The sequence below is a fragment of the Brooklawnia propionicigenes genome, from assembly GCF_030297015.1.
Lineage (GTDB): Bacteria > Actinomycetota > Actinomycetes > Propionibacteriales > Propionibacteriaceae > Brooklawnia > Brooklawnia propionicigenes.
This window is the reverse complement of sequence record NZ_AP028056.1, coordinates 1,645,429-1,664,917: the sequence shown is the minus strand read 5'-3', so window position 1 is coordinate 1,664,917 and position 19,489 is coordinate 1,645,429. Positions and strand designations below refer to the sequence as shown.

18 protein-coding genes, 1 tRNA gene and 1 pseudogene are annotated in these 19,489 nt (G+C 65.1%); 7 read left to right on the top strand and 13 right to left on the bottom strand.

The genetic code is table 11. The features are described from left to right. Positions 1–86 precede the first annotated feature (86 nt). Positions 87–1,427, top strand: a complete 1,341-nt coding sequence (gdhA, locus tag QUE25_RS07515) for an NADP-specific glutamate dehydrogenase (RefSeq protein WP_286263628.1) — start codon at positions 87–89, stop codon at positions 1,425–1,427. 124 nt (positions 1,428–1,551) lie between these two features. Here the strand turns inward: gdhA and QUE25_RS07510 are convergent, their stop codons facing one another. Together QUE25_RS07510 and QUE25_RS07505 are read right to left on the bottom strand one after the other, a co-directional pair. Further along, entirely contained in the window at positions 1,552–2,010 is a 459-nt protein-coding gene (locus QUE25_RS07510; protein WP_286263626.1) for a hypothetical protein, read from the bottom strand. Beyond that, positions 2,010–3,638 carry a helicase HerA-like domain-containing protein gene (locus QUE25_RS07505; protein WP_286263623.1) on the bottom strand — a complete coding sequence of 543 codons (1,629 nt, stop codon included), beginning with the start codon at positions 3,636–3,638 and terminating at the stop codon, positions 2,010–2,012. Before QUE25_RS07505 ends, QUE25_RS07510 begins: the two co-directional genes overlap by 1 nt. Positions 3,639–3,767: 129 nt before the next feature. Between QUE25_RS07505 and QUE25_RS07500 the strand changes: the two genes are divergently transcribed. Then, positions 3,768–4,082, top strand: a complete 315-nt coding sequence (locus tag QUE25_RS07500; protein WP_286263621.1) for a type II toxin-antitoxin system VapB family antitoxin — start codon at positions 3,768–3,770, stop codon at positions 4,080–4,082. Between the two features lie 43 nt (positions 4,083–4,125). Further along, entirely contained in the window at positions 4,126–4,641 is a 516-nt protein-coding gene (locus tag QUE25_RS07495; RefSeq protein WP_286263619.1) for a LytR C-terminal domain-containing protein, read from the top strand. 135 nt (positions 4,642–4,776) lie between these two features. Here the strand turns inward: QUE25_RS07495 and QUE25_RS07490 are convergent, their stop codons facing one another. Both QUE25_RS07490 and QUE25_RS07485 read right to left on the bottom strand, forming a co-directional pair. Next, a complete protein-coding gene (locus QUE25_RS07490) occupies positions 4,777–5,865 on the bottom strand; it encodes an ice-binding family protein (RefSeq protein WP_286263617.1) in 1,089 nt (362 codons plus the stop codon). Between the two features lie 595 nt (positions 5,866–6,460). Next, on the bottom strand, positions 6,461–7,747 hold the full coding sequence (locus QUE25_RS07485; RefSeq protein WP_286263615.1) for an FUSC family protein: 1,287 nt from the start codon (positions 7,745–7,747) through the stop codon (positions 6,461–6,463). Between the two features lie 86 nt (positions 7,748–7,833). On the opposite strand from QUE25_RS07485, the gene QUE25_RS07480 reads away from it, so the two are divergent. Beyond that, positions 7,834–8,250 (top strand): hypothetical protein, encoded by a 417-nt coding sequence (locus tag QUE25_RS07480; protein ID WP_286263613.1) that lies wholly within the window; start codon positions 7,834–7,836, stop codon positions 8,248–8,250. A 278-nt stretch (positions 8,251–8,528) separates the two neighbouring features. On the opposite strand, the pseudogene cycA reads toward QUE25_RS07480, so the two are convergent. Further along, positions 8,529–9,932 (bottom strand): annotated as a pseudogene (gene cycA, locus QUE25_RS07475) (D-serine/D-alanine/glycine transporter); the annotation flags it as partial. A 177-nt stretch (positions 9,933–10,109) separates the two neighbouring features. Next, positions 10,110–11,228, bottom strand: coding sequence for an alanine dehydrogenase (ald, locus tag QUE25_RS07470; protein WP_286263610.1), 1,119 nt, complete (start codon positions 11,226–11,228; stop codon positions 10,110–10,112). A 128-nt stretch (positions 11,229–11,356) separates the two neighbouring features. On the opposite strand from ald, the gene QUE25_RS07465 reads away from it, so the two are divergent. Beyond that, on the top strand, positions 11,357–11,869 hold the full coding sequence (locus tag QUE25_RS07465) for an Lrp/AsnC family transcriptional regulator (RefSeq protein WP_286263607.1): 513 nt from the start codon (positions 11,357–11,359) through the stop codon (positions 11,867–11,869). Between the two features lie 23 nt (positions 11,870–11,892). Here the strand turns inward: QUE25_RS07465 and QUE25_RS07460 are convergent, their stop codons facing one another. The 4 genes from QUE25_RS07460 to QUE25_RS07445 form a co-directional block, all read right to left on the bottom strand. Beyond that, a complete protein-coding gene (locus QUE25_RS07460; protein ID WP_286263605.1) occupies positions 11,893–12,591 on the bottom strand; it encodes a VIT1/CCC1 transporter family protein in 699 nt (232 codons plus the stop codon). 128 nt (positions 12,592–12,719) lie between these two features. Further along, positions 12,720–12,804, bottom strand: a tRNA-Ser gene (locus QUE25_RS07455). Between the two features lie 59 nt (positions 12,805–12,863). After that, complete coding sequence (locus tag QUE25_RS07450) at positions 12,864–13,301, bottom strand: nucleoside deaminase (RefSeq protein WP_286263602.1); 438 nt, start codon at positions 13,299–13,301, stop codon at positions 12,864–12,866. 17 nt (positions 13,302–13,318) lie between these two features. Beyond that, the gene (locus tag QUE25_RS07445; RefSeq protein ID WP_286263601.1) at positions 13,319–14,056 is read right to left on the bottom strand and encodes a tRNA adenosine deaminase-associated protein; all 738 of its coding nucleotides are present in this window, start codon (positions 14,054–14,056) and stop codon (positions 13,319–13,321) included. 131 nt (positions 14,057–14,187) lie between these two features. On the opposite strand from QUE25_RS07445, the gene upp reads away from it, so the two are divergent. Next, on the top strand, positions 14,188–14,829 hold the full coding sequence (gene upp / locus QUE25_RS07440; RefSeq protein ID WP_286263599.1) for a uracil phosphoribosyltransferase: 642 nt from the start codon (positions 14,188–14,190) through the stop codon (positions 14,827–14,829). A gap of 125 nt (positions 14,830–14,954) precedes the next feature. Here the strand turns inward: upp and QUE25_RS07435 are convergent, their stop codons facing one another. The 3 genes from QUE25_RS07435 to QUE25_RS07425 form a co-directional block, all read right to left on the bottom strand. Further along, positions 14,955–16,013, bottom strand: coding sequence for a coiled-coil domain-containing protein (locus QUE25_RS07435; RefSeq protein WP_286263597.1), 1,059 nt, complete (start codon positions 16,011–16,013; stop codon positions 14,955–14,957). A 15-nt stretch (positions 16,014–16,028) separates the two neighbouring features. Beyond that, positions 16,029–17,456, bottom strand: a complete 1,428-nt coding sequence (locus QUE25_RS07430) for a coiled-coil domain-containing protein (RefSeq protein WP_286263595.1) — start codon at positions 17,454–17,456, stop codon at positions 16,029–16,031. A 235-nt stretch (positions 17,457–17,691) separates the two neighbouring features. Beyond that, on the bottom strand, positions 17,692–18,603 hold the full coding sequence (locus QUE25_RS07425) for a 1,4-dihydroxy-2-naphthoyl-CoA synthase (RefSeq protein ID WP_286263592.1): 912 nt from the start codon (positions 18,601–18,603) through the stop codon (positions 17,692–17,694). Positions 18,604–18,646: 43 nt separating this feature from the next. On the opposite strand from QUE25_RS07425, the gene QUE25_RS07420 reads away from it, so the two are divergent. Continuing rightward, positions 18,647–19,486: a shikimate dehydrogenase family protein gene (locus QUE25_RS07420; RefSeq protein WP_286263589.1), complete on the top strand. Its 840-nt coding sequence runs from the start codon at positions 18,647–18,649 to the stop codon at positions 19,484–19,486. Positions 19,487–19,489: the final 3 nt, after the last annotated feature.

Genomic DNA, 19,489 nt, shown 5'->3' with positions numbered 1-19,489 from the left:
CTTTTGCCTGCTCACTGAGTGAAACCAGGCGCGCGCGCACGTGTGCGCGGTCTCACACCGCGAATGAGCACGACGAAAGGACCCCTGTGGAAGCCCATTTGACGCATGTCTACAACCAGATCATCGCCCGCAATCCCGGTGAGGCAGAGTTCCACCAAGCAGTACGTGAGGTCTTCGACACTCTCGGCCCGGTGATCGACCGCAACCCCCAGTACACCGAAGCTGCTGTGCTGGAGCGCATCTGCGAGCCGGAGCGCCAGATCATCTTCCGCGTGCCGTGGGTCGACGATGCCGGCAGGGTGCAGATCAACCGCGGTTTCCGGGTGGAGTTCAACTCCGCGCTCGGCCCGTACAAGGGCGGTCTACGTTTCCACCCCTCCGTGTATCTGGGCATCATCAAGTTCTTGGGCTTCGAGCAGATCTTCAAAAACTCGCTGACGGGGCTGCCGATCGGCGGCGGCAAGGGTGGCGCCGACTTCGACCCGCACGGGCGTTCCGACGGCGAGATCATGCGCTTCTGCCAGTCGTTCATGACCGAACTCGCCAACCACATCGGTCCGCAGACCGACGTTCCCGCCGGTGACATCGGGGTCGGCGGACGCGAGATCGGCTACATGTTCGGCCAGTACCGCCGGATCACCAATCGCTATGACGCCGGCGTGCTGACCGGCAAGGGCCTGACCTGGGGTGGTTCTCTGGTGCGCACCGAGGCCACCGGCTACGGACTCGTGATGTTCACCAATCGCATGCTCGGCACTCGCGGCCTGAGCTTCGACGGCAAGACGGTGTCGATCTCCGGCTCGGGCAATGTCGCGATCTACGCCACCGCGAAGGCCCAGGAGCTCGGCGCCCAGGTGATCACCTGCTCGGATTCGAGCGGATACGTGATCGACGAGGCCGGCATCGACCTGGAGTTGCTCCGGGAGGTCAAGGAGGTCGAACGCGGACGAGTCTCCGACTACGCCATCCGCCGCGGCTCCGCTGCCACCTTCGTGCCCGGCGGTTCGGTCTGGGATGTTCCGGTGGATGTCGCCCTGCCGTGCGCCACCCAGAACGAACTCGATGGGGACGCCGCCGCCGCGCTGCTGAGCAACGGTCTCGTCGCGGTCGCCGAGGGCGCCAACATGCCCTGCACCCCGCAGGCGATTCTGGCGTTCCAGAAGGCCGGGGTGCTGTACGCGCCGGGCAAGGCGTCCAATGCCGGTGGCGTGGCCACCTCCGGGCTGGAAATGCAGCAGAACGCCTCCCGCGACTCGTGGAGCTTCGACTACACCGAGAACAAGCTCGCCGAGATCATGGCGAACATTCATGACACCTGCGCGCAGACGGCGGAAGAGTACGGCCATGCCGGTGACTATGTGATGGGCGCCAATATCACCGGCTTCATCAAGGTCGCGGACGCCGTCATCGCCCAAGGCCTCATCTGATCGGCCCCAATCTGATCGGTCCCTGATCGGTCCCGAGCCGAGCGGCCCAGCAGCTCCCGGATGTCACCTCGATGTCTCCGGGAGCTGCTCGCGTTCAGGCCGAGCGGCGCACCCCGCGCCGCCGTCAGCGTTTCGACGGCCAGTCTCGCCGGTAGTGGGCGAGCCATTCCTGACGGGATTGCCGCATCATCATGGTCGCCCCACTGGCGCACAGCGCCACGCCGGCATAGGCGACCGCATGCCAGCCGTCCGCCGGCTGACCCCACAGCACCGCGATGAACGCCCCATAGCCGGCCATCAACCACATGAGGATGGCGATCAGCATCAACCCGATCACCATCAGCCTGCGAGGTTCACGTTCGGGCAGCCTGTCGGTGCCGGTGGCGCGCAACCGCCGCTGGCCGCCGAGCGCCAGCAACCACATCATGGCTCCGAAGAACAGGGAGAAGAACGACATGAAGATGACCTGGCCGGTTGACGAGTCCTGAGCGATCTGCCCGGCGATCATCCCGATCACGCCCAGCACGGCTCCGGACTGCAATGCCCGGATCGGCGCCCTGTCGCGCCAGTCACGCTCGTCCATCATCGCCGCCGCGCGGTGCCGAAGATCGAGCGGACGACTTCGCGTCCGGCCGAGCGGGCGAACTGTTTGAATGCGCTCGAGTCGGCGACCTGCTCGATGACCGACTTCTGAGCCTTCGACGACTTCGACGGGGCCTTGGCCTGGGACTGCTTCGGCTGGGACTGCTTGGGCTGGACGCCGGCGCTCACCAACGGCATCCCGTTCGTCCGGTCGGCGTTGTGCGCGGACGTTGTCGATTGAGCGTTCTCAGCGCCTTGGGCCAGCTTGCGGGCCAGCATCTCGTAGGCAGAATCCCGGTTGATCTGCCGGCCGTAGCGGGCCATCATCGGGCTCGCCGCGATCATCCGATCCTGCTGCGCGGCGTCGGTCGGCCCCATCTTCGACTCGGGTGCGAAGACCCGCGTCCAGGCCACCGGGGTCGGAACCCCATCCGGGTCCATCACCGTCACGACGGCCTGCCCGATGCCCAGCTGCGTCAGCAGCTCGGCGAGATCGTAGCTCGATCTCGGGAAGGTATTGACCGTAGCCTTCAGCGCTTTGGCGTCGTCGGGGGTGTGCGCGCGCAGCTGGTGGGCAATCCTGCTGCCGAGTTGGGCCAGCACATCGCCGGGCACATCCTTGGGCGTTTGCGTGACGAAGAAAACCCCGACGCCCTTAGAGCGGATGAGCCGGACCGTCTGGGTGATCTGCTGGACGAAAGCCTTGGATGCTCCGCTGAACAGCAGGTGCGCCTCGTCGAAGAAGAAGACCAGCTTCGGACGATCGGCGTCGCCCACCTCGGGCAGATCGTGATACAGATCGGCGAGCAGCCACATCAAAAAGGTCGAGAACAGCGCCGGACGATCCTGCACATTGGGCAGTTCCAGCATGCTGACCACACCGCGTCCATCGGCGGTGGTGCGCAGCAGATCGTTGGTGTCGAACTCGGGCTCGCCGAAGAAGACGCCGGCGCCCTGTTGCTCGAGATTGACGATCGATCGCAGGATCACTCCGACGGTCTGGCTGCTCAGTCCACCGATCTGCTTAAGCACCGGTTTGCCCTCGTCGGAGTCGAGATACTTCAGCACGGCCACCAGATCCTGCAGGTCCAGCAGGGGCAGACCGGCCTGATCGGCGAAGTGGAAGACCAGCCCGAGGCTGGACTCCTGGGTCTCGTTCAGTTCCAGCACCTTGCTGAGCAGGATCGGCCCGAAACTCGAAATGGTGGCCCGCAGCGGTGTGCCCTTGCCCTGGCCGCCCAGTGCGTAGAACTCGACGGCCGACGCCGCGGGCCGCCAGTCCTGACCGTTCTTCGCGGTACGTGCGAGCAGTTTCTCGGTGGGCTCGGCAGCGGTGGCCATGCCCGAAAGGTCGCCCTTGATGTCGGCTGCGAAGACCGGCACCCCGGCGCGAGCGATCTGTTCGGCCAGCACCTGCAAGGTGATGGTCTTGCCGGTGCCGGTCGCCCCGCTGATCAGCCCGTGCCGGTTCAGCATGGCCAATGGAATGCGGATGCGCGCATCGGGAACCGGCTCGTCGTCCACACTCAGCACACCGACATCAATGGCAGGTTCGGTAAAGGTGTAGCCCGAGCGGATCGCGTCGATCGCTTCTTCACGGGCCGCCTCAACCGGCCGATCAGCTGACATGGCACCAAGCATGCCACGGGGCAACCGCCGGCAGACAGACCGGCGCCGGACGGATGCATCCCTAAGACTCGCCGAAAGGTCTTCCGCAATGACCCAGGTGCCCAGTCATCGGCTGGTTAGGATGGCCGGGTGATCTTCAAACGAGTCGGCGAAGACAGGCCCTACCCCGATCACGGCTACACACAGCGTGAATGGGCCTCAGTCGCACCACAGCAGGTGCGCCTCGATCAGTTGGTGACCACCAAGCGCACCCTCGACCTGGACGCGCTGCTGGAGGAGGATTCCACCTTCTACGGCGACCTGTTCGCGCACGTCGTCTTGTGGAACGGCGAACTTTATCTCGAGGACGGCCTGCATCGCGCGTTGCGTTCTGCGCTGCAGCAGCGACAGACGGTGCATGCTCGTGTGCTGGATCTTGACCAATCCTCGAGTGCAGTAGGCTGACGCCATCCACCCGGCCTGCGGGCCCTAGCGTTCAGGAGCAGAAGTGAGGAGTGCGGTGCGCCGGTGGGCTACCCCCATCACCCTGCTGGTGCTGCTTGCGCTGCTGGGTTACGGACTGTGGTGGGGCTGGGAGCAGCTGACCCGTCCGTTCAGCGATTCCACCCCCTGCGTTACCCAGTCGGCGTCTGTCCTCATCACCACCCAGGTGACCGTCCAGGTGTTCAATGGAGGCAGTGCCTCCGGTCTGGCCGGGCAGGTCACCGAGCAGCTGGCCTACCACGGCTTCCACACGAAATCGGCGGCCAACACCAGTGAGCAGGTAGGCGCGACCACCATCGTCGGCGCCGCAACGGATTCGCCAGAGGTCCAGTTGGTGGCAGGTTTCTTCGTGGACCCGCAGACCCGCGGCGACGACCGCACCGACGGTACCGTCGATGTGCTGTTGGGTGACAGCTACTCCGGATTCAACGATGACGCCCCCACCTCGATCGATGTGCCCGGCGGTGTCATCTGTATCCCTGGTGCGACCGAAGCGCCGGCTGATGGGAACGCCGGCTGACCACGTCTTTGCGTTAGGCGCGAACGACTGTCTTATCGCTGCGCCACTGGGGCTGCTCGCGAGGGCAACAACCACGACGGCGCGCTGCTGGGGGCGGTGACCCAGCATGGCTGTGGTCACCGCCCCCGGATCAGATCAGGACTTGACTCGGCGTGATCGCGTGATGCCGCTAACGATCAGGCCGATTCCGACCAGGACGGCTACGCCCGAGGCAGCGGCCAGTGGATTGCCACCGGACGCGCCGGTATTCGGAAGCGCCGTCATACTCGGTCCGGAGGTCTCTCCGCCGGATGGTTGCTCACCGCCACCGCGTGGTGGTGTGGTGTCGCCGGGGTGAGTGCCGGGACCGCCGGGCTGCGTACCGGGACCGCCCGGCTGCGTACCGGGACCTCCGGGGTGTGTGCCGGGGCCGCCGGGATGCGTGGCTGGCGGAGTCGTCGGGGTATCGGTCGGCGTGTCCGTCGGGGTATCGGTCGGGGTATCGGTCGGCGTGTCCGTCGGGGTATCGGTCGGCGTGTCCGTCGGCGTGTCGGTCGGCGTACCCGTCGGCGGGGTGTCCTTGCAGACACTATTGGTGAAGGTATTCGTGTCGAGGGTGACTGAACCATTGCGGGCGAGCGCTCGTCCGTCGACGGTGGTTCCATTGTTCGCGGTGATCGACGTCAACGCCATGATCGTGCCCACGAATTGGGTGTTGGTGTCGAGCGTGGCGGAACTGGCGACCTGCCAGAAGACGTTGCAGCTCTGCGCGCCGTTGAGGAGAGAGATCGTGCTGTTCGGCGCTGTGATCAGGGTGGAACCGATCTGGAAGATGAAGACCGCGTCCGGGTCGCCTTCGGCATCGAGCGTGAGGGTCCCCGTCACTCCGATGGAGCTGGAGGCGGTGTAGACGCCGGCGAGGAGAGTGCTGCCGCCGAGGTCATCGGAGATGCTGGCATCTGACGCCTGACTTGCAGCGCTGTTGTAGGCGATGCCGAGATCCGACTGCGCCTGGGATGCGTGGGCGTCGGTCGTATGAGTGTCACCGAGGACGGTGCCCGGCGGGAATCCGGTTATCGAGGTGCCGGGGCTCACTCCGAGATCGCCGGCTAGGACTGACGATCCCGTGTTGGTAACGGACTGGCCGCCGAGAACAGAGTAGCTGGCGCTTGTGCCGAGGTCGACCGCTGTGCCGGTCGCGTAGGCCGACTGAACCGGTAGTGACAGTGCGACAACACCGACCATCACGAGTGCAAGGCCGGCGGCGGCACGAGAAAATAGAGGTGACCGTTCGGACGGTCGAGAATGCTGGGGTATTCGGCTTTCCATGAAGGCCTCCAAAATCCTCCGAATCACGGAGGAACCATCACAAACTGTGAATACTCCTGAGCGTAAGCTATCAGAGACAAATTACCTAAAAACGCCACACAGCTATCGTAAACTCGAAATTGAATCGGGAGACTAGCCGCTCGGATCTATATCTTTCCTTGTAGATAGCTGGTTGGCGAGGATGAGGAAGCACGATTTCGGTGGCCGTAGGCGCAGCCGCCCCCGGACTCTCGCGTAGAAATCTCCTCAGAGTACCCACTTCTGTAAGAATTCGCGCCGGTGAGATTGTGTGTGGCGCGCCGCCGATCCGCAGCGGCAACACGGACAATTTTGATCAACGAGTTTGTGCTTGACGGCCTCCAGAATCGTCTGAGCACCACTTTTCTGCATGAGCTTTTTGGCCGGGATTTTTCTTTTTCGAAGCTGGCGTCAGCGACTCAACCGGCTCACGCGCGTACCCGAGGGCGGTCCGGCCTCAGCCGCCGCGAACCCCGAGTTTGAGCGCAGGACACTAGTCTTGGTGAGGCAGTTCTCGCTTCGAGGAAGAGTCCTCGTCCGGCTCGGTGGAGCGGTCTTCATCGGGGTGCGGTCCGACGGCAGGCAACTGCTCGGTCCCCCAGATCGTGGACGCCAACTCGACCTCGGGAGCAGTCGGGTCCTCATCGGGCTGATAGTCCCCGATGTCGGCGAGCACCGCACGCGCCTGAACCATCGACAACCCGGTGAGTTCCAGCATGTCGACCGCAACGGCTCGTAGCATCGACACCAGCGCCGCGCTGCGCCAATCGTCTGGATCGTGGACGAACGTCGACGGCCCGAGTGTGCTTGCCAGTTGCACGGCCTGATCGCGGGCCTCGGTCGGACGCTTCCAGTCGGCGACACCCTTGGAGACCTGCTCCAGCAGATCAGCCGCATGCCACATCGGAGCCGCCAACTCGGGCATCGGTCCCACCTCGGAAACCATGCCGCGGCCCTGTCGTTGCATCATGGACAAGGTGACATGCATGCGCTCGATGAGTCCCAGCATGCGGTCGAGTTCTGCCAGGCCCTGTCGGGATCCGAATGCCCGCGGGCTAACCGCGGCGGTTTCCTGGGCGCTGGTGAGCGCACGGCGTCCATCGTTCAGCAGCTCACGCATGGAGGTGAGGCGGCCCTGCAACTGAGCGATGCTCTCGGCATCGCCGTCCAGCAGCCCCTTGCTCAGCCGCCGCATGATGCGCGACGCCTCCAAGATCGCATACGCCACATAGCGTCTGGGGCGCGTCATGACGTTGGTTGGCAGGATCACGGTGGCCAACAACGCCACGGCCGAACCGACGATGGCACTCAAGAACCGCTCGAGAGCGGTTGACCCGGCGTTCATCAGCGCAATCATGGCAGCCACCACCATCGACTGAATCGCCATCTGAAAGGCGACCATCTCGGCACGGTCTATCAGACGCCCGAGCAGCGGGCAGATCAAGAAGAGCACGAAGAGTTGGACGGGACCGAAGCCCCAGTACTGCCCGACCAGCCCACCGATGAGCACGCCGATGCTGGCGCCAAACCCCATTTCTGCTGTCTTGCGCAGTTCGCGGTTGCGGCTGAGTCCCATGCACACGAAGGTTGCGATCGGCGCGAAGATCGGGGCCGGGTCGTCGAGCACGTAATAGCAGAACAGCCATGACAAGGTGGCGAAGAAGGCGGTCTGAACGGTGGGGATCGCCGCGCCCTTGACGCGGATCCGGCCGGCGCGGAAGTTGGCAACGAAGTAGGACGACCAACGTTCCCACCAGGGATCCACATTCGCTTCACTCACCGCTGAGAGTCTACCCACCGGCAGCGGGCCCCCGTCACGAACTAGGTTGGTGGACGAACCCATGATCATTTTCGACGGAGGAAACCGTGACTACTTCCATGATGGCGCTGGCCAGTTCGCTGATGGCCATCCTCAGCCTGTTGATCGAACTCGGACTGCTGATCTGGCTGATTGTCGCCGGGCGCAGCAGCGCCCGTGCTCTGGCGATCATCGGCATCACACTGCTACTGGGCGCGCGGGCGGTGGGCTTCGCGCTGCCGATGGCAGCCGGTGCGCTGGGTCTGTGGGCGGTCACGGCCAGCACCGTGATCTCGGGGCTGCTCGGATTAGCCGGCATCTGCTGCCTGGCGGTTGCCTTCATGCGCACCGACCGCCTGGCGGCCCTGGTCGAACGGCAGCGCGACGGAGGTTCCACACCGCAGACATGGACGCCCGGTCCGCAAGACGCCTATCGCCACGACGCCGGCGGTCCCGGTCAGTTCCCGGGCGCTCAGCAGCGCTGAAACCTCGCGATGAACTCCGGCTGGGTGCGAGCGGATAGCGGACGCGGTGAGGCCGGCCAGCCGCCCGGGGTGACGAACAGCTGACCGGCCTGGAATCCGGAAGGTGTTGGTGACAAGCAGCGCTAGCTGCCGGGTACCGGGGTCTGCCGTTGTTCGGTGACCTCGATGACCGCCTGCAGGTCGTCCTCGGTGGACCATGACTCCGGCTCGACGATTTCGCTGGTCAGCACCAGCTCGTCTCGCATCGCGGGTTCGGGGCCTTCCGGAACCGCACCCTTGGCCTCGAAGTCAGGATGACGCCTGCGTCGCACCGCGTAGATGAGGCCCAGCACGATGAACCAGATGGGCGTGAACATCAGCGCGATCCTGGTGTCCGGCTCGAGCGCCAGGATGCCGAGCATCACGACGAAGAAGAACAGCACGACATAGGTCAGCGGGATGCCTGCCGGCATCTTGTAGGTCGAGGCCTCGTGCAGATCGGCGTTGCGGCGGCGGTACACCAGGTAGCTGACCATGATGATGCTCCACACGAAGATGAAGAGCACCGAGGCGACGGTGGTCGCCACCGTGAAGGCCTGGATGACCGAATCCGACAGGTAGAGCAGGACCAGTCCGGGCAGCAGGCAGCTGCAGGAGAAGATCAGGCCGTTGGCCGGCACTTTGTGCTTGGTCAGGCGTCCGAACCGTCCCGGGGCCTTGTGGTCCAAGGCGAGCCCGTACAGCATCCGGGAGGTCGAGAAGATGCCCGAGTTGGCCGATGATGCAGCTGAGGTCAGGACGACGAAGTTGACCACCGAGGCAGCAGCACCAAAGCCCGCCAACCCGAACATCGATACGAACGGGCTGACTGCCGGGTTGATGGAACGCCACGGGGTGACGGCCATGATGGCGGCCAGTGCGCAGATGTAGAAGAGCATCACCCGTAGCGGAATCGCATTGATTGCCTTGGGCAGGGTCTTCATCGGGTCTTTCGTCTCAGCGGCGGCGGTGCCGACGAGTTCGATACCGACGAAGGCGAAGAAGGCGATCTGGAAGCCTGCCAGGAAACCGCCACCGCCGGTCGGGAAGAACCCACCGTCATTCCACAGGTTGGCGACCGAGGCCTGATGGCCCTCCGGAGAGGTGAAGCCGGCGACGACCATCACCACTGCAACGACGATCAACGAAACGATCGCGACGATCTTGATCATGGCGAACCAGAACTCGACCTCACCGAACAGTCGCACGGCGATCAGATTCAGGCCAAGCAGCAGCGCGACCAGGCAAGTGGCGGCGAGCCACTTCGGCACGTCCGGCCACCAGTACTGCACGTAGGCGGTGACCGCAGTCAGATCGGCGATACCGATCACGATCCAGCAGAACCAGTAGGTCCAGCCGGAGAAGAAGCCGGCCCACGGGCCGAGAACTGACTCGGCGATATCGCGGAACGACTTGTATTTCAGGTTCGACAGCAGAAGCTCGCCCATGGCCCGCATCACGAAGAACAGCAGAATGCCGATGATGGCGTAGACGAGAAGGATGGACGGGCCGGCCAGCGAAATGGTCTTGCCGGAACCCATGAACAGGCCGGTGCCGATGGCGCCACCAATGGCGATCAGCTGCAGGTGCCTGTTGCCCAGCCCCCCGCTCGAGGCTTTCGCCCGAGTCGGTCTCGGACGTGGCCGCGGTCGGCTGGCTGGTATGTAAATCTTGACTACTCACGTGGGAACTCCTTTGTTTCCATGCGACGATGACGCCGGCGGAAACCGGGTGGGCGCCGTGCCCACCCGGACGAGAATACTCGTCTGCCCGTCTTGCGTCCGGGCAGCCCCGTGATCTCCGTCGGCAGTGCCTCGCAGACGAATCTGTGAGGCGCAGGCCTATGCTGCGAGCACGTGCTCGATGGATGTGAAGGCGTGACCCCAGGCAGCGGCGACAGGCTCGCTGGTGAGCTCACCGGCGACCGTGGACAAGCCGCGGGCCAGCGTCCGGTCGCGGCACAACGCCTCGCGCCAACCGAGATCGGCCAACTTGGTCACGTAGGGCAATGTCGCATTGGTGAGTGCGTAGGTCGAGGTGACCGGCACGGCGCCCGGCATGTTCGCGACCGCGTAGAAGACGCTGTTGTGCACGGTGTAGATCGGGTCGGCGTGGGTCGTCGCGTGAGTGTCGGCGAAGCAGCCACCCTGGTCAACGGCGATGTCGACGAAAACCGAACCGGGCTTCGCAGAGGCGACCATGTCATTGGTGACCAACTTGGGCGCCCTGGCGCCGGGAATGAGCACCGATCCGATGACCAGGTCGGCATCGGCGATCGCGTCGCGGATCGAGTAGGAGGTCGATGCGATGGTGGAGACGCCGCCGCGGAACTCCGAATCGAGTTGGACGAGCCGCTCGGCGTTGACGTCGAGGACGGTGACCTGGGCGCGCATGCCGTGGGCAATCTGCGCCGCGTTGTAGCCCGCGGTACCGCCGCCGATGACCACGACCTTGCTGGGCTTGACGCCGGGCACACCCGAGATCAGCATGCCGTCGCCGCCGTTGTGCTTGAGCAGGCACTGCGAGCCGACCAGGGCGGACAGGCGTCCGGCGACCTCACTCATCGGCGAGAGCAGCGGGAGTGCGCCACGGTCGGTCTGCACGGTCTCGTAGGCGATGGCTGTGGCGCCGGACGACAACAGGGCCTCGGTCTGGGGCTGGTCCGCCGCCAGATGCAGGTAGGTGAACAGCACCATGTCGGGACGCAGGTACTGGTATTCGGATGCAATGGGTTCCTTGACCTTCAAGAGCAGGTCGGCTGCACCCCAGGTCTCGGCAGCAGATCCGACGAGAGTTGCACCGGCGTGCTGGTATGCCTCGTCGCTGATTGCAGAGCCGATACCAGCCCCGGCCTCGACCAGGACCTCATGACCGTGCTGAACCAGTTGATGCACGCCGGCCGGAGTTACAGCGACGCGGGACTCCTGGCTCTTGATCTCTTTGGGAACACCGATTCTCATGTTCAACCTTCCGGATTGATGAGGTCCCGCGGCGTTGCGGAACCCATACCGAAAGAATGGTCAGGAAAGTTCGACAAAGGAACCGCCAAGTCCTTCATCATGAGGATCCTTCAAGATAAATTTGCGTCGTGACACCTAAAAATGATCACGCCAAGGCAACGGCGCCGAAGAATCCTCGACCACTGGACGCGATAGACCGTCTGATCCTGCAAGTTCTGATGGCTCGCGGACGAATACCCAACAGCACACTGGCCCAGACCGTTTCGGTGGCGGAGTCGACCGCCCACAACCGTGTGCACGCCCTGATCGATTCGGGGGTCATACGCGGAGTTCATGCCGACGTCGATCTCGCCGCTGTCGGACGCCCGCTCGAGGCGCTCATCCAGATCCAGATCCAACCCTCCGCCCGGGCGCAACTGCGCACCAAAGCCGAGCGGCTGGCCCATTGTCCCGGCGTCATCGAGGTCTATTTCCTGGCGGGCTCACGCGATCTGCTGGTCCGGGTCGCCATGGCCGATTCTGCGGGGCTGCGCGACTTCGTCCTCAATGAACTGAATCAGCATGCCGCCGTGGCCTCCACGGAGACATCGACTGTGCTGGAGCACTTCCGTGGGGTGCACCCACTGATCGCCCCGACCTGAGCGAGATCCCGCTGCCCGGCCGCTCAGCTCAGCAGTTCGCCGCCACCCATCGACAGCAGCATCGCGCCGGCACCGATCAGCAAGGTACGCACTGCCGTGCGCCAGACGCTGGTGTGCCCGGCTCGCGCCACCAGGATCGAGGTCAGTACCAGCGCGCCAAGCACCATCGCGAAGGTCACCAGCACATCCCACTCCGGCGGTGCCAAGAGGATGCCGGCGAGCGGGACCAACGAGCCGACCGCGAATGCGAAGAAGGTGGTAATACCCATCATCACCGGGTGAATGGCGAGGTCGTCCTCGTCCAGACCCAGTTCCTCACGGATGTGTGCAGTGACGGGATCCCTGGCACTGAGCTGAGCGGCAACCTGGCGTGCCAACTCTGGGTCCACCCCGCGAGCTACGTACAGGGAGGCCAGTTCGCTCAGTTCCAGGTCCGGGTTCGCGGCGTGCTGGGCGCGTTCCTGTTCCACGGCGGCCACGATCGCGTCACGTTCCCACGACGCCTCGTAGTACATCACCGATGCGGCGGCGATGCCGCCAGCGAGCAGGCTGAGCAGCGCGGCGGTTGACAGCACCGAGTCAACCTGGTCGGCCGCATTCAGACCTTGCACGATGCCCGCGGTTGCGACGATCCCATCAGCAGCGTTCATCGCGAGCCGACGCAGTTCCTCGGCATCGAAATGCCGGACGAAATCCGACACCGGCTGGAGAAACGCCCACATGCCCTCAGATTACCGAGCAATACAGCACCTGCCGGGCTGCCCACCAGCTGACCACTCTGCCGTGATACGACGGACGCCTGAACCCACTGACTCGGTTCAGGCGTCCGCAATGTCTGCGACATCACACGCGGTGACGGAGGGATTTGAACCCTCGGTGGCTTGCACCACACTCGCTTTCGAGGCGAGCTCTTTCGGCCGCTCAGACACGTCACCGTCGACTAGGGTACGGCATCGGCGACCTGTTTTTCCAGTTGACCGCTCTGCCGGTGCTGCTAGCCGCGGCGTCCCCCGAAAAAACTCCTCAGCTGCTGCTCGGCCTCGCCGGCGAGTATCCCCGAGATTACCTCGACGCGGTGGTTCAGGCGCGGATCTCGCACCAGATCCCACAACGACGCAACAGCTCCCGCCTTCGGGTCGAATGCGCCGAAGACCAGCCGCTGGATACGGGCCGCCACGATCGCGCCCGCACACATCGCGCAAGGCTCCAATGTCACCACCAGCGTGCAACCGGGAAGTCGCCAACCCTGCCCGACCACAGCGGCCGCCTGGCGCAACGCAACGATCTCGGCGTGCGCGCTGACATCGGCAAGCAGTTCCCGCTCATTGCCGGCCACGGCCAGCATCTCACCTGTCGGGGACAACACAACCGCGCCGACGGAAACGTCGCCGGCAGCCGCCGCCTGATCGGCGACCGCAAGCGCGCGCCGCATCGGCGCATCCCAACGGCTCAGTTGACTGCCCGCTCGAACGGTCCGCTGAACTTCATCAGGTCGATGATCTGACGCGCCAGTTGGTCGGAATCCTCCTCGAGGTCACTGGCGATCTGCTCCATATCGAACTCGCTGACACCCTGATCGGTCAGCATGTCGAAATCGCCGAGCGCTTCGGAGTCATCATCCGGATCCGGCACCTCGATGCCGAGGTAGTCGACCACGTCACGCGCGATCGGCCAGTCGTTGGCCGACAGCGAATCGCTCAGCAGCACCTGCACCATGCGTCCACGCACCCGGCAGAGCACGAAGAACTGCCCCGCGATCGACACCACACCCAACGCACCCGCGTCCCCCGGAAGCCGCCGCAACTGCTCGACCAGTTCGTCCAGGTCATTGGCCAGCTGCGGCGCCAGCTCGGTGACTACCGCGACCCCGTCCTCACGGTAGAGCGCGACGCAGAAATCGATGTCCTCCTCGGTGGCGTCTTCATAGTCGTCGTCATAGTCGTCGTAGTCGTCCTCATCGTCCGACCCGTCCTCGTCGTCCGAATCGTCATCCTCGTCCGCCTCATCCTCGTCGGATTCGTCGTCGTCGGACTCGTCGTCGTCATCGGTCGAGTCGTCATCGAGTTCGTCATAGTCATCGGGGACGATGCCACCATCCAGATCGGAATCGTGGTCGTCGAACTCTTCGCTCAGGTCATCAGCGTCCGGGGATTCCGTGTCTACGAACTGCTCGTCATCAGCGCTCATATCCTGGCTCCTCACAGCTACCCGCGCGTACATCCCCCATGGTGACAGATGCGCCCCCGGGCTGAAAGTCCAGGGGTCACTTTCTGCACCCCGCGCGCAGCACCGCGTCCGGCTGTGCAAAGGTAAGTCACGTGGATTTCAAGGTACTCGATCACCCGTTGGTGGCCCACAAGCTGACCTGTCTGCGCGATATCAACACCAAGAGCCCGACCTTCCGCGATCTTGTCGACGAGTTGGTCACGTTGCTGGCATACGAAGCAACCCGCAATGTTCGGGTGCGGCCGATCGCTATCCAGACGCCTGTCGCCGAGGCGGCGGGTGTTGCGCTGCTCGACCCGAAGCCGCTGGTGGTGCCGATCTTGCGGGCGGGTCTGGGAATGCTCAGCGGCATGACCCGGCTGATGCCCACCGCTGAGGTCGGGTTCGTCGGCATGGTTCGCGACGAGGAGACCCTGGAGCCGTTCACCTACGCCGAGCGGCTGCCGCACGACCTGTCCGGACGCCAGTGCTTCGTGCTCGATCCGATGCTGGCGACCGGCGGCTCCCTGAGTGGTTGCGTCGAGTTTCTGGCCGAGCGCGGCGCCAACGACGTGACCTGCATCTGCCTGCTCGCCGCCCCGGAGGGCGTCGAGAACTTCCGGGCGCTGGTTGACGACCTCAACATCACCACCACGTTGGTCGTTGCCGCGGTGGACGAGCGGCTCAACGAGCATGGCTACATCGTCCCGGGTCTCGGGGATGCCGGCGACCGGCTGTACGGCATCGTCGATTGACCAACCCAGGTCTTGGGTCCGGGACGACCAGCGCCGTCCGCCCCGGCCCATGCTGAAATTGCTGGTATAGACACAGATCGCGCCGACCGGGTCGTCCGGCCGGCGCGATCTTTGTGACGAACTCCCTACTCAGCGGCTGCTTCGACGGTTTCCTGCGCGGCGTCCGCTTCTTCTGGCTTGGCGGCCGCGGCCTGCTCGGCCGCCTCCTGCTTGGCTGCCCAATCCTGCGCGGTGCGCGGGTTGGTCGGGTCGATGAATGCCTGCTGTGGTCCGCCGAGGGTACCCAGCATCTGCCGTACGTTCGACAGCTGGGCAGTGATCGAATCGCGGCGTGCGGTGGCGGCCGCCAACTCACGTTCGGAGTTCTGCCGGATGCCCTCCGCACGCTGCTTGGCCTCGGTCAACAGCGTGTTGGCCTGGTTCTGCGCATCGCGGACGATCTGCTCGGCCTGCTCGCGGGCATCACTGGTCACCCGCGCGGCCTCGGCACGGGCCTGGTTCAGCTTGTCGGTGGCGAACTCGACCTCGGTGGTCTTCTTCTCCAGGGCCGAGTTCAATTCGTTCATGGCCTCGGCGCGACGCTCGGCGAGCGTCTGCTCGAAGTCGGCGGCCGCAGCGGCGGCTTGAGCGCGCTGCGCCTCGTAGACGGCCTCTGCCTCTTCCAGCCGCGCGGTCGCCTCACCGTCGGCCGACTCGCGTAGGTGGTCGGCCTGCTGCTTGGCGTCCTCAATGGTGCGGGCCGCGTCGGCCTCCGCACGGGAACGCAGTTCCCCGGCCTCCTGCTGAGCGGCCGCCAGCGCATCGGCTGCCTGCTGCTTCGTATCGGCTGTCAGCTTCTCGGCTTCGGCCTGCGCCGTGCTGCGCAACTCGTCGGCCTCCTCCTGAGCGAGCGTCAGCATCTGGCCAATACGGCCACCCAGGTTGGCGAAGGTCGGCGGCACGCCGTTGTCACGCTCGTCGCGGACCTCCTGGACGGCCTGCTCGAGCATCTCGATGCGGCCGGCCAGATCGCTGTTCGCCTGACGAAGTTTGGTGTTCTCGACCGCCTGGACGGCGTTGTCGTCGTGTGCGCGGGCGAGATCGGACTGCAACTGCTGAATGCTCGCACTCAGCTGGGCAACCCGCTGATCTACTTCACTGGGTTCATAACCCTTGCGGACGAGGCGGAAAGATGCCTGCGTCATAATTGCTCTCCTTGGCTATTCGGCGTTGTCAGGATTGTCAGTGTCGTTGTCTTGGACGGTTGGCACGGGGACGGCGAGTGCCTCGATGACCCCCGACAGATGGCCAAGTTCACTGGCGATGTTGTCGCGGCGGGCAGCCAGGCGGGAGACCTCGGCACGAGCCTTCCACAACATCTCATCGGCTTCGCGGCGCACTCGGTCGGCATCGTTGCGGGCCTCGCGCAGCAGCTGAACTGCCTCGGCACGGGTCAGGCTGGTCTGTTCGAAGGTGTCCTGGCGCAACTTGGTCAGGTCGGCGTTGACACGTTCGCGGATCCGCCTGGCTGAATCGTCGGCCTCGGCCTTCTGGGCGGACGCGCGGGCGAGCACGCCCTCGGCCTCGCGGGTGGCCGATTCGAGGCGGTCCCTGGCGGCCAGCTCGGCATCGTGCAGGGTACGCGCCGCATCGGCCTGGGCCGCGCGGAGGGTGGCTTCGGCCTGGGAGTTCAGCTCCGTGCTGCGGGCTTCGGCGTCGCGGATCATGGTTCGCGAACTGTGGGCCTGGCGCGCGATGAGTAGCTGCAACTTCTGGTGTACCTGCTTGCGATGCGCGGCGGCCTCGGCCACCGCCTGCTCGCCGGTCTGCTCAGCCTCCGCCTTCGCGCCGGCGAGCAGCTCGCTGATCGTCTGTTTCGTCCAGTCCAGCTGCTGTTGCGCCTCGTTCGTGATGCGTTCGTATTGGGCCTGGGCATCGGCACGCTGCTGGTCGGCGTTCGCCTGGCTGGTCTCGATGATGGACGCGGCCTCCGCTTGGGCTTGCGCGAGCTGCTCGGCGGCCTCGCGGGTTGTCTGCTCGGCGGCCTGGTTGGCTTCGTCCAGAATGCGGGTGGCCTGCGCCTGAGCCTGCTCGACCATGATGCGGCAGTTCTGCTCGGCCTCGGCCTTGTCGGCGGCGATCTGATCGCCCGACTCCTTTGCCTGGGCAGCGATCGTCGCCCGGGCAGCCGCGAGCTCGTTGTCCGCCTGCTGTCGCACCTGCGCGGCGTCGGCCTCGGTGCGGGCGATGAGATGATCCGCCTTGTCGCGAGCTGCCGCGGTGATCTGATCGGCCTCGGCGAGAGCCTCGGCCAGCGCGGTGTTCGCCTGCTGCTCGGCGGTTGCGGTGATCTGGTTGGCTTGCACCAGTGCTTCGTCCATGCGGGCATCGGCGTCGATGCGGGCCTGGATCTGGATGCGTTGGGCTTCTTCCTTGAGGTCGACGGCGAGCTGATGTTGCCGGGCGACATCGGCGTGCATGCGCTCGATGTCGACATTGGCGTCGTCGGCGTCCTGTTTCTTCTTCACCGCGTACTCGTCCGCCTCGCGGCGCACCTGGTCGGCGAAGTTCTGGGCGACTTCTAGGATGCGGGAGGCGCGACGGGCGATGTCACCTTCGAGGGTGACACCATCGTGCAGCTCAGCCATGGGTCCATTCTGCCATCACGCTTAGTGCACCCTTTCATCGAGTCACGCTGCCAGACAGTGGCTGGCATCGAACGGGCTCGCGCCACAATACAACTCCTGGCCACCACCTGAACACCCGGGTCGGACCTGGTTCGCCGATCTTGGGTTGGGTTGTCTGGCCTGCGGATAACCCGACCCAACTCTGACCAGTAGCTTGGGCTTCTCGCGCTCCACGTCTGAAGGCCCGCGCTGGCGCTCAGTAGTAATAGGGGTAGTCGGACCAATCGGGCGGGCGCTTGTTCAGGAACGAGTCACGGCCCTCCACCGCCTCATCGCTCATGTACGCGAGCCGGGTCGCCTCACCGGCGAACAGCTGCTGGCCCATCAACCCGTCATCGGCGAGATTGAAGGCGTACTTCAGCATCCGCTGGGCAGTCGGCGACTTGCCGCAGATCTTCGCCGCCCAGGCCAGCCCCTCGTCCTCGAGTTGCGCGTGCGGGACGACCTTGTTGACCATGCCCATCCGGTAGGCGTCGGCCGCGGAGTAGGTATCGGCCAGGAAGAAGATCTCGCGGGCGAACTTCTGACCCACCTGCCGAGCCAGATAGGCCGAACCGTAGCCGCCGTCGAACGAGGCGACATCGGCATCGGTCTGCTTGAACTTCGCGAACTCTTCGGAGGCCAACGACAGATCGCAGACCACGTGCAGGCTGTGACCGCCACCGGCCGCCCAGCCGCTGACCAGCGCGATCACCGGTTTCGGCATGAACCGGATGAGCCGCTGCACCTCGAGGATGTGCAGCCGCCCCGCCCGGGCGCGATCGATGGTGCTCGCATCGGTGCCGGACGCGTACTGGTATCCGGCCTTGCCCCGGATCCGCTGGTCGCCGCCGCTGCAGAACGCCCAGCCGCCGTCCTTGGGGCTCGGGCCGTTGCCGGTCAGCAGCACGCAGCCGACATCTGCCGACTGGCGGGCATGCTCGAAGGCGAGCAACAACTCGTCCACCGTGTGCGGGCGGAAGGCGTTGCGCACCTCCGGGCGGTCGAAAGCGATCCGCACCGCCGGCACGTCCTTGGCCCGGTGGTAGGTGATATCGGTGAACTCGAAGCCGGCCACCTCGTCCCACAACTCAGGACGGAACGGGTTGACGACCGATTCGCTGCTCATAGAGTCAACCTATCCGCAATTCATCTGGGACGAGGAGTCACCGATGCGCCGATGCGCCGTGATCGGCAGCCCGATCGCACATTCGCTGTCGCCGTTGCTGCACCGCACCGCCTATGCCTGCCTGGGCATCGCCGACCAGTTCAGCTACGACGCGTTCGAGGTGACGCCAGACACGCTCGGCGATTTCATCGCTGCGCTCGGACCCGAATGGGTAGGGCTGTCGGTGACCGCGCCCAACAAGAAGGCGCTGCTGTCGTACGGGGTCGCCGATCCGATCGCGGAAGCGCTGCAATCGGGCAACACCATCATCTTCGGACGCGACGGCGCCCCGAACCGCGTCTACAACACCGATGTCACAGGACTGGTCGCCGCCCTGGGCCGGGCCGGCGTCCAGTCGGCCGCCACGGCAGTGGTGATCGGAAACGGCGCGACCGCACGCAGCGCATTCTGGGCGCTCGGCAAGCTCGGCGTCGGTGAGATCGTGGTCTGCGCCCGAAGCGCCGAACGGGCGCACGCGAGCTTGGACGATGTCGCGGCGCTGGCGGGCATCACCTTCGAGGTGCAGCCCTACGGGCAGGCCGCACAGCTGCCCGAAAGCTGGGGGCCGCGCGCGGATCTGCTGATCTCGACGGTGCCGGTCGAGTTGGCCGATGACGTGGCAGCGGCCCTGGTCGCCCAGGCGCGCACGGTGTTCGAAGTGGTCTACAACAACTACCCGTCCGCCTTCGACCGGGCGGCGCGGGCCGCCGCAGTGACCTCGCTGGACGGACTGGATCTGCTGGTGGGCCAGGCGATCGACCAGATCCGGCTGATGACCGGACGAGAGGCCGATCCCCAGCCACTTCTGGCAGCATGCCGCGCCGAGGTGCTGCAGCGCTCCTGACGG

Bases quoted from the DNA above. Each gene is read 5' to 3' on its own strand.
- ald (WP_286263610.1), bottom strand. From the start codon at position 11,228: ATGAGAATCGGTGTTCCCAAAGAGATCAAGAGCCAGGAGTCCCGCGTC.
- QUE25_RS07510 (WP_286263626.1), bottom strand. From the start codon at position 2,010: ATGGACGAGCGTGACTGGCGCGACAGGGCGCCGATCCGGGCATTGCAG.
- QUE25_RS07435 (WP_286263597.1), bottom strand. From the start codon at position 16,013: ATGACGCAGGCATCTTTCCGCCTCGTCCGCAAGGGTTATGAACCCAGT.
- QUE25_RS07445 (WP_286263601.1), bottom strand. From the start codon at position 14,056: ATGAGCGCTGATGACGAGCAGTTCGTAGACACGGAATCCCCGGACGCT.
- QUE25_RS07420 (WP_286263589.1), top strand. From the start codon at position 18,647: ATGCGCCGATGCGCCGTGATCGGCAGCCCGATCGCACATTCGCTGTCG.
- QUE25_RS07450 (WP_286263602.1), bottom strand. From the start codon at position 13,301: ATGCGGCGCGCGCTTGCGGTCGCCGATCAGGCGGCGGCTGCCGGCGAC.
- QUE25_RS07490 (WP_286263617.1), bottom strand. From the start codon at position 5,865: ATGGTCGGTGTTGTCGCACTGTCACTACCGGTTCAGTCGGCCTACGCG.
- QUE25_RS07460 (WP_286263605.1), bottom strand. From the start codon at position 12,591: ATGTGGGCGTTTCTCCAGCCGGTGTCGGATTTCGTCCGGCATTTCGAT.
- QUE25_RS07430 (WP_286263595.1), bottom strand. From the start codon at position 17,456: ATGGCTGAGCTGCACGATGGTGTCACCCTCGAAGGTGACATCGCCCGT.
- QUE25_RS07505 (WP_286263623.1), bottom strand. From the start codon at position 3,638: ATGTCAGCTGATCGGCCGGTTGAGGCGGCCCGTGAAGAAGCGATCGAC.
- QUE25_RS07425 (WP_286263592.1), bottom strand. From the start codon at position 18,603: ATGAGCAGCGAATCGGTCGTCAACCCGTTCCGTCCTGAGTTGTGGGAC.